The 10194-nt window shown below is 34.7% G+C and carries 8 protein-coding genes; all 8 read left to right on the top strand.

Annotation, left to right across the window (positions count from 1 at the left end):
• Window positions 1–1075, top strand: a 1075-nt coding sequence (gene tnpB, locus BMX03_RS08705; RefSeq protein ID WP_091694888.1) for an IS200/IS605 family element RNA-guided endonuclease TnpB, incomplete at its 5' end; no start/stop codon positions are given.
• Between the two features lie 158 nt (window positions 1076–1233).
• Window positions 1234–1791: a lytic transglycosylase domain-containing protein gene (locus BMX03_RS08700; protein WP_015562059.1), complete on the top strand. Its 558-nt coding sequence runs from the start codon at window positions 1234–1236 to the stop codon at window positions 1789–1791.
• Between the two features lie 329 nt (window positions 1792–2120).
• On the top strand, window positions 2121–3083 hold the full coding sequence (locus BMX03_RS08695) for an aspartate carbamoyltransferase catalytic subunit (protein ID WP_008539980.1): 963 nt from the start codon (window positions 2121–2123) through the stop codon (window positions 3081–3083).
• Window positions 3067–4359, top strand: coding sequence for a dihydroorotase (locus tag BMX03_RS08690; protein WP_018999757.1), 1293 nt, complete (start codon window positions 3067–3069; stop codon window positions 4357–4359). Before BMX03_RS08695 ends, BMX03_RS08690 begins: the two co-directional genes overlap by 17 nt.
• Before the next feature lie 18 nt (window positions 4360–4377).
• Entirely contained in the window at window positions 4378–5445 is a 1068-nt protein-coding gene (gene carA, locus BMX03_RS08685) for a glutamine-hydrolyzing carbamoyl-phosphate synthase small subunit (protein WP_091694886.1), read from the top strand.
• Window positions 5446–5449: 4 nt separating this feature from the next.
• Window positions 5450–8701, top strand: coding sequence for a carbamoyl-phosphate synthase large subunit (gene carB, locus BMX03_RS08680; RefSeq protein WP_018999755.1), 3252 nt, complete (start codon window positions 5450–5452; stop codon window positions 8699–8701).
• 130 nt (window positions 8702–8831) lie between these two features.
• Window positions 8832–9545, top strand: coding sequence for an orotidine-5'-phosphate decarboxylase (gene pyrF, locus BMX03_RS08675; protein ID WP_022227931.1), 714 nt, complete (start codon window positions 8832–8834; stop codon window positions 9543–9545).
• A gap of 2 nt (window positions 9546–9547) precedes the next feature.
• Complete coding sequence (gene pyrE / locus BMX03_RS08670) at window positions 9548–10123, top strand: orotate phosphoribosyltransferase (protein WP_022227932.1); 576 nt, start codon at window positions 9548–9550, stop codon at window positions 10121–10123.
• The last annotated feature ends 71 nt before the right edge of the window (window positions 10124–10194 follow it).

Below are 10194 nucleotides of genomic sequence, written 5' to 3'. Positions count from 1 at the left end.
CAAAACACAAGAAAGTTTACTTCAAAAAACTTTTGGCTGTGTACGTTTTATATATAATTACTTTTTAGATAGAAGAATTAAAGCATATGAGCAAAATAAAAAGACCATAGGTTATAACGAATGTTCAAAAGAGCTTACTCAATTAAAAAAAGAAAAAAAGTGGCTCAAAGAACCAGATAAATCCTCTTTACAAAATGCTTTAAAGAATTTAGATACAGCTTATAAAAACTTTTTTAATAGACAAAAAGCAGGCTTTCCTAAATTCAAATCTAAAAAGAATCGGTATAAATCGTACAAAACAAATATGACAAATAACAACATTGCATTTTTGGTAAATAAAATAAAATTACCTAAAATAGGTAAGATTAAAATAAGGGATAAATATTGCCAAATAGAAGGTAGGATTTTAAGTGCGACAGTATCACAGATTCCCAGTGGAAAATATTACGTTGCACTATGTTGTACAGATGTGCCTCAACCTGAATTCATCAAAACGAATAAATATGTTGGCTTAGATTTAGGAATAAAGGATTTTGTCATAACATCAGATGCAGTAAAATATAGCAATCCTAAATACTTGCAGAAATCACTGACTAGATTAGCTAAACTCCAAAGAGAGCTTTCTCGAAAAACAAAAGGAAGTTCAAATTGGGAAAAGGCTAGAGTAAAAGTAGCTAAATTACATGATAGAATTGCCAACCAAAGACATAATTTACTACATCAAGTGACATGTCAACTTATCAGAAATTATGATGTAATCTGTCTTGAAGATTTGCAAGTTGAAAACATGATGAAAAATCATAAATTAGCAAGAAATATAGCTGATGTCAGATGGTCAGAGTTTATGAGACAACTAACATATAAAGCCAAATGGTTTGGAAAAGTTATTGTCAAAATAGATAAATTTTATCCTTCAAGCCAATTGTGTCATGTTTGTGGATATAAAAATACTGAAGTAAAAGACTTAAGTGTTAGAGATTGGAACTGTCCTAAATGTAAAACACATCACGATAGAGATGTAAATGCAGCTATAAATATTAGAAATGAAGGATTAAGAATATTAAACATAGCTTAAATCTTAAATAATATATATAAGAACCGTAGGAACTATGGGGATAGCTCGGAGATACTGTATTCGTTAGAATACTTGACCGAGAACCCCGCGACTTTAGTCGTGGGAGGTTCAGGAGTGAGAGGATACACCATCAAGTAAATATTAAGACAAAACGTAAAATGAGTTTTTGGAAAAAATTATTGCTAATGATTTTAGTATTAGCTAGTTTAAGTTATTTTGTTTGGCAAAATGAGGATTTTCAACGAAAATATTTATATCCATATGATTATCAAGATACAATAAATTTTTATGCAGATAGATATGAAGTAGATAGAAATTTAGTGGCAAGTGTTATTTTAGCGGAAAGTAAATTTCGTCAAGATGCTACTTCTGTCCATGGGGCTAGAGGTCTTATGCAAATCATGCCAGAAACTGGTAGCTGGATTGCTACGCAAATAGAAGATGATAGTTTTTCTGTAGATAAATTGTATAATGTGAATATGAATATAAAATATGGTACATGGTACCTATCTGAATTGCAGACAGAATTTGAAGGAAATGAAGTATTAGCTCTTGCAGCTTATAATGCAGGTAGAGGAAATGTATATGAATGGATGGAAAAATATCATTGGGATATAAATTTTAAAGATTATACCAAAATACCTTTTCCTGAGACAAGAGAATATGTAAAACGTGTACTAGAAAATAAAAAACATTATAATAAGCTATATAAATAAAGAAGGCTATATATTATGAATAAATCATGATATATAGCCTTTTTGTAGCTAGATAAATAATTATTAAATTATTTGTTGGGATAGTTATATAATAAATATAAATAATTTGATATAATAATTAAAGAAGATATGCAGGCATTTTTATTTGACAGGATTACTAGTTTATGATAGTATTTGAGTAATAAAAATATAGCCCTTTAAAAAAATCCAGCGAGGTTGAAAGGGAGCACTATATATCTTTATATTGCGCTATCAGTAGCTTTCTTATGCCTTCGCATAGGAAGGCTTTTTTTGATTTTGGGTTTCATTTAAAGTGCGAAGGAGTGACTATGTTGAGTAGAAACAGCGTTTCATTACGTGGTAAAAATATTCTTGGATTAGAATATTTTTCTCCGGAAGAAATCGAATTAGTGTTGGACACAGCAAAAGAAATGAAAAATATCATTCATCGTGATATTAAAAAATTACCAACATTAAGAGGAAAATCAGTTGTTACTTTATTTTATGAACCAAGTACAAGAACACGTACTTCGTTTGAATTAGCAGGCAAATATCTAAGTGCAGATGTAGTAAATATTACATCTAGTACAAGTAGTATTGTTAAAGGTGAAAGCCTTCGCGATACATTACTTACACTTGAAGATATGGGCGTTGATGCTATCATCATGCGTCATAGTGCCGAAGGTGCAGCTGAATATGCAACTAAAGTTGTAAGCCCAGTTATCATAAATGCAGGGGACGGAGCACATGCACATCCATCTCAAGGATTGTTGAATTTATTCACAATTAGACAACATAAAGGAACTTTAAAAGGTTTAAAAGTTGCTATTATTGGGGATATACTTCATAGCCGTGTAGCTCGTAGCGATATTTGGGGTATGAGAAAAATGGGCATAGAAGTTCATCTTGCAGGTCCAAAAACATTATTACCAAGATATTTAGCTGAAGAACCTGGTATTTTTGTACATGACCGTGTGGAAGATGCAATTAAAGATGCTGATGTAATTAATGTTTTACGTATTCAACTTGAACGTATGAAATCAGGTTTATTCCCATCTCTTCGTGAATATGCACGTATCTTTGGCTTGAATAAAGAACGTTTAGCTTTAGCTAAAAAAGATGTATTAATTCTTCATCCAGGTCCAATGAATAAAGGTGTGGAAATTTCTCCAGAAATTGCTTATGGTTTAAATTCTGCAATTCAAGACCAAGTACAAAATGGTGTTGCTGTTCGTATGGCTTTATTAACTCTAACTTTAACAGGAGGAAAAGACAATGAAATTACTGATTAAAGGTGGACGAGTTATAAATCCTGGCAAAGATTTTGATGCTGTCAGTGATGTCCTTGTAGAAAATGGTAAAATCGTAGCTATTGGTGAAAATTTAGAAGCTAGTGATGCAAAAGTAATAGATGCTAAAGGCAAAGTAGTAGCTCCAGGCTTTATTGATATGCACACTCATCTTCGTGAACCTGGTCAAGAAGCTAAAGAAGATTTTGCTTCTGGCTCTAAAGCTGCTGCTGCTGGCGGGTTTACAACAGTTGCAACAATGCCAAATACAAAACCTGTAGTAGATAATGCAATCTTAGTAAATGGATTAAAACAACGTGCTCAAGATGAAGGCGTAGTGCATATTGAAGTTATTGGTGCACTCACTAAAGGGCAAGAAGGAAAAGAATTAGCAGAAGTCGGCGATATGGCACAAGCTGGTGCTGTAGCTTTTTCTGATGATGGTCATTTTGATAATAATTGCAAATTAATGCTTAATGCATTTGATTATTTAAGAACTTTTGATAAAGCAATTATGTCTCATGCAGAAGAAACAAGTCTTGTAGCAGAAGGTGTAATGAATGAAGGTCATCGTTCTGCTATGCTTGGTATGAAAGGTAGACCAACAGTAGCAGAAGATATCGCAGTAATGCGTGAAATTTTGTTAGCTGAATATGCTGATGCATGGGTGCATATCTCTCATATTAGTTCTAAAAATGCAATTGATATGGTTCGTCAAGCTAAAAAACGTGGTGTGAGAGTTACAGCAGAAGTAACACCTCATCATTTGACTATGACTGATGAAATGGTAGACCCAACAGATTCTTCAACAAAAGTAAATCCACCACTTCGTGGACAAGCTGATGTAAATGCAGCTCTTGAAGGATTAAAAGATGGTACTATTGATATCATTGCAACAGACCATTCACCACATGCTCAAGAAGAAAAAGATCGTGAATATAAATTCGCTCCAAGTGGGTTCCCAGGTCTTGAAACTGCGCTTGGCGTATTATTAACAGATTTATATCATAAAGATTTAATTTCTTTAAATGAGCTTGTAGCTAAAATGAGTTATATGCCAGGTAAATTATTCTTCGATGGTAAACGTGGTATCTTAGAAGAAAATGCTATGGCAGATATAACTATTTTTGACCCAGAACTTGAATGGACAGTAGAAAAAGAAAAATTCTACACAAAAGGTTCTCATAGTCCATTTGTAGGTCGTACATTAAAAGGTAAAGCCGTTATGACTATTGTTGAAGGCAATATTGTAATGGATAATGGTGAAATTATAGCTTAATAATTTGGAGGTGCTCTTTTGAAAGGCAAATTAGTATTAGAAGACGGAGCAGTTTTTTATGGCGATATGCTTGATGAAAGACCTGTTTTAGGTGAAGTTGTATTCAATACTGGTATGACAGGTTATCAGGAAATTTTAACTGACCCATCTTATTGCAGTCAAATCGTTACACTCACTTACCCATTAATCGGTAACTATGGTGCAGCAAAAAAATTCAATCAATCTCGTAAATGTTTCTTCAATGGTTTTATCATTGGCGAACTTTGTGATATTGGTAGCAACTGGCAAAAAGAAGAAGAATTAGCTGAATTCTTAAAAGCACAAGATATTCCTTGCTTATATAATGTAGACACTCGTGCTGTTACTCGTCATATTCGTTCTTTAGGTGCTATGAAAGGTGTTCTTGTACCTGAAACTGCAACTCAAGAAGAAATTGATGCTTTAATGAAAAATGAAATTCCAAAAGAAGTAGTAAAAATTGTTACTACACCAAAAACTTATAAAATGGAAAATCCAGGCGGTCCACATGTTGTAGTTATGGACTTTGGTATAAAACAACATATTTTAGATTCTCTTCATGGCATTGGTTGTGATTTAACAATCGTTCCAGCTGATACTAAAGCTGATGAAATCATGGCTTTAAATCCAGATGGTATCTTCTTATCTAATGGCCCTGGGGATCCAAAAGATTTACCAGAAATCATTGAAGTAGTACGTGAAATTGCAGGTGAAAAACCTACATTTGGTATTTGTCTTGGTCATCAGTTATTATCCTTAGCTTTTGGTGCAGACACTTATAAATTAAAATTCGGTCATCGTGGTTCCAATCAACCAGTTAAAAACTTACTCACTGGTAGAGTTCATATTACATCTCAAAACCACGGTTATGCTGTAGATGAAGAATCTTTAAAAGGATTGCCACTTGAAGTAACACATAGAGCTGTAAACGATGGTACAGTAGAAGGTATTCGTCATACACAATTACCTATTTTCTCTGTACAATATCATCCAGAGGCTTCACCAGGTCCAGATGATAATAGATATTTATTTGACCAATTTTGGGCAATGCTTCAGAAAGGGGAATAATTAAGTGCCAAAAAAACAAAATCTAAAAAAAGTAATGGTTATCGGTTCTGGTCCTATTATCATTGGTCAGGCTGCTGAATTTGACTATGCAGGTACACAGGCTTGCCGTGCATTAAAAGAAGAAGGACTTGAAGTTGTACTTGTAAACAGTAACCCTGCTACAATTATGACAGATAAAGATATCGCTGACCGTGTATATATAGAACCTCTTACAGTTGAATTTTTAGATGAAATTTTAGCAAAAGAACGTCCAGATGGTTTACTTGCAACATTAGGTGGTCAGGCTGGTCTTAACCTTGCTGTAAAATTATCTGAAGCAGGTCTTTTAGAAAAATATAATGTTGAATTATTAGGTACTTCTTTGGAAGCTATTGAACGTGCTGAAGACCGTGAGCTTTTCAAAGAAACTATGCAAAAATTAGGCGAACCAATTCCAGAAAGTACAATCGTTGATGATGTAGCTTCTGCTGTAGATTTTGCAAATCAGATTGGTTATCCTATCATTGTACGTCCAGCATATACTCTTGGTGGTACTGGCGGCGGTATTGCAGAAAATGAAGAAGAATTAATTGAAATCGTTATTCGCGGTTTAAAATACAGTATGATAGGTCAAGTACTTATCGAACGTAGTGTTGCTGGTTGGAAAGAAGTAGAATACGAAGTTATGCGTGATTCCAACGATAACTGTATCGTAGTCTGCAACATGGAAAACCTTGATCCAGTTGGTGTGCATACAGGTGATAGTATCGTAGTTGCTCCATCTCAGACACTTACTGACCATGAATATCAAATGCTTCGTAGTGCATCTTTACGTATTATTCGTGAACTTGGTATTGAAGGTGGATGTAATGCACAGTTCGCATTAGATACAAAATCCAATCAATACTATGTAATCGAAGTTAACCCACGTGTTAGCCGTTCTAGTGCGCTCGCTTCTAAAGCTACTGGTTATCCAATTGCTAAAGTTTCCGCTAAAATTGCTATCGGTTATACTTTAGATGAAATCACAAATGCAGTAACTAAGAAAACAAAAGCTTGCTTTGAACCTTCCTTAGATTATTGCGTAGTTAAATTCCCTCGTTGGCCATTCGATAAATTCGTATATGCTGACCGTACACTTGGTACACAGATGAAAGCAACAGGTGAAGTTATGTCTATCGACCGTTGCTTTGAAGGTGCATTATTAAAAGCAGTACGTTCTCTCGAAATTGGTGTAAATCGCTTACACATTGATAAAATTGATACTTGGAGCGATGAAGAACTTAAAAATCATTTATCTCGTATCAATGATGAACGTTTATTCGTTATCGCTGAAGTATTACGTCGCGGCATTTGTGATATTGATGAAATCAATGCAGTTACAAAAATTGATAAATGGTTCTTACGTAGAATTAAAAATATCACAGATACAGAAATTGCACTTGCAAAAGACGGCTTAACAGAAGAAAACTTACGTCGTGCAAAACGCTATGGTTTAGCAGACCGTTCTATTGCTGAAATTGTAGGCAAAGAAATGAATGAAGTTCGCAACATGAGAAAAGATATTAATCTTTTACCTTGCTATAAAATGGTTGATACTTGTGCTGCTGAATTTGAAGCTGCTACACCATATTATTATTCTACATTCCATGCTCAAGAAGATGAAGTACAGACTACAAACAAACGTAAAGTAATCGTTTTAGGTTCTGGTCCAATCCGTATTGGTCAGGGTGTAGAATTCGACTATTGTTCCGTTCATTCTGTATGGGCACTTCGCAAAATGGGTATTGAAGCAATCATTATCAACAATAACCCAGAAACAGTAAGTACAGACTTTGATATTTCCGATAGACTCTATTTTGAACCACTTACAACAGAAGATGTTTTAAATATCATTGATAAAGAACAGCCAGAAGGTGTTATCGTTCAGTTCGGTGGTCAGACTGCAATCAACCTTGCAGCATCTTTAAAAGCTGCTGGCGTAAAAGTATTCGGTACATCTGTTGATGATATCGACCGTGCTGAAGACCGTGAACGTTTTGATGAAGTATTAGAACAGACTAATATCGCAAGACCTCAAGGTGCTAGCGTAACAAATGTTGAAGATGCAGTAAAAGCAGCTGAAAAAATCGGATATCCTTCTATGGTTCGTCCATCTTACGTACTTGGTGGTCGTGCAATGGAAATCGTATATAATGAAGATGAATTACGCGATTATATGAACCGTGCTGTAAAAGTTACACCAGATCATCCTGTACTCATCGACCATTATATGCAAGGTACAGAAGTAGAAGTTGATGCTATTGCTGATGGTGAAACAGTAGTAATTCCAGGTATCATGGAACATATCGAACGTGCTGGTGTTCACTCTGGAGATAGTATTGCGGTATATCCTCCACAGACTTTATCTTCTAAAGTAATCTTCACTATCATTGACTATACAAAACGTCTTGGTTTAAATCTCAATGTTAAAGGTTTATTAAATATCCAATACGTTGTAGTAAATGATAATGTATATGTAATCGAAGTAAATCCTCGTTCTAGCCGTACTGTACCATTTTTAAGCAAAGTTACAGATATCAATATGGTAGAACTTGCTACTCGTGCAGCATTAGGTGAAAAACTTACAGACCTTGGTTTAAAATCTGGTCTTGTAGAACCAAAACCATATGTAGCTTTAAAAGCTCCTGTATTCTCCTTTGCTAAGATGCAAGATGTAGATATTTCCCTTGGGCCTGAAATGAAATCCACAGGTGAAGTAATGGGTATTGACTACCATTATGCACGTGCTTTATATAAAGCTATCACAGGTGCAGGTATGAATATTCCTCATGAAGGAACAATTCTCTTCACTGTAGCTAATAAAGACAAAGAAGAAATGAAACAATTAGGTAGAGCTTTTGCTGAACTTGGTTTCAAAATTGCAGCTACAGAAGGTACAGCTAAAGCATTAAAAGAAGTAGGCGTAGAATCTTCTATCGTATATAAAGTTCATGAACGTGGACAAAATGTAGGCAGTGATCGTAGCAGCGATATCATTAAAATGATTAAAGCTGGCGGTATTAATATGGTTATTACTACACAAACTCCAGGTCAGAAATTCGCTAAAGATGGTTTCAGAATTCGCCGTGCTACTGTAGAACATGGTATTGCATGTCTTACATCTTTAGATACTGCTTGGGAAGTATTGCGTGTATTGAGCTTCATTCGTGAACGTCGATTAGTATATTCTTTAGCACTTCAAGATTATATTGGTCGTGGCGATGAACTAGCATAATTTAACGTAAAATTTATACGCCGATAGGATTTCTTATCGGCGTATATTTGTAAAAATACACATTGCAATGTCGAGTTTATATTGTTGGATAATTGTAGTAAATTCAATTAAATGATAACGAGGTATTTTTATGGTAAAAGATAAATTAATCGTTGCTCTTGATTTCCATACAAAAGAAGATGCGCTCGCTTTAGTTGACAAATTAGGTGATAGTGTTGTTTTCTATAAAGTAGGAATGGAATTATTTTATAGAGTAGATTCATCTATTATTGAAGAATTGAAAAAACGCAATAAAAAAATCTTTTTAGATTTAAAATTGCATGATATTCCAAACACAGTAGCACAAGGATTATGTTCACTTTTATATCAAGGTGTAGACATTATGAATGTTCATGCTTCAGGTGGATACACTATGATGAAAACAGCAGCAGATACAGTGCGTGCTGAAGCTAAAAAAATGGGTATTGAAGCACCAAAAATCATTGCTGTAACAATTTTAACAAGTATCAATGAAGCTGATTGGGAAGGTCTTGGTCAAACTGCTTCTATAAAAGACCAAGTAATTCGTTTAGCAAAACTCACTAAAGAAGCTGGACTTGATGGTGTAGTAGCATCACCACAAGAAGCAAAATTCATTCGTGAAGCTTGTGGCGAAGATTTCCTTATCATAACACCAGGTGTGCGTCCTGCTGGTGCTTCTATTGATGACCAAAGCAGAATTGCAACTCCAGCTAGAGCTTTAGCAGATGGTGCTACTCATCTTGTTGTAGGCAGACCAATAAGAGCAGCTCAAAATCCAGTAGAAGCTGCTGAAAATATATTAAAAGAAATGGAGAATGCTTAATCATGACTGAACAAGAAGTAAAAGAATTATTAATAAAAACTAATGCTATTATGGAAGGTCATTTCCTTTTAACTTCTGGACTTCATAGCCCAATGTATGTAGAAAAATTCAATGTGTTACAGCAACCAAAATACACAGAACAGCTTTGCAAAGCACTTGCTGAATATTTTGCTGATAAAAATATTGATACTGTAGTAGGCCCTATGACTGGCGGTATTTTACTTGCTCATGAAGTTGGTAAAGCACTTGATACAAGAGCTATTTTCACAGAACGTGTTGATGGTAAAATGACTTTCCGTCGTGGCTTTAGCTTAAAACCAGGTGAAAGAGTTGCTATCGTTGAAGATATCGTTACAACTGGTGGTTCTGTAAGAGAAGTTATTGATGTAGTAAAAGCTGAAGGTGCTATTCCAGTAGGTGTAGGTCTTCTTGTAGATAGAAGTGGTGGTAAAGCTACATTTGAAGATGTTCCTGCTCATGCACTTTTACATCTTGATGTTACAACTTATAAACCAGAAGAATGCCCACTTTGCCATGACAATGTACCTATGACAAAACGTGGTCGTACTGGTAAATAATTTTTAATGAAAAAAGAACAATTAGAAAAAGTCCAGGCTGAAGTTTCGGTCTGGACTTATTTGCAATCTTT

Source organism: Megamonas sp. Calf98-2 (genome assembly GCF_900110235.1).
GTDB lineage: Bacteria > Bacillota > Negativicutes > Selenomonadales > Selenomonadaceae > Megamonas > Megamonas funiformis.
This window is presented reverse-complemented; position numbering and strand designations above follow the sequence as displayed.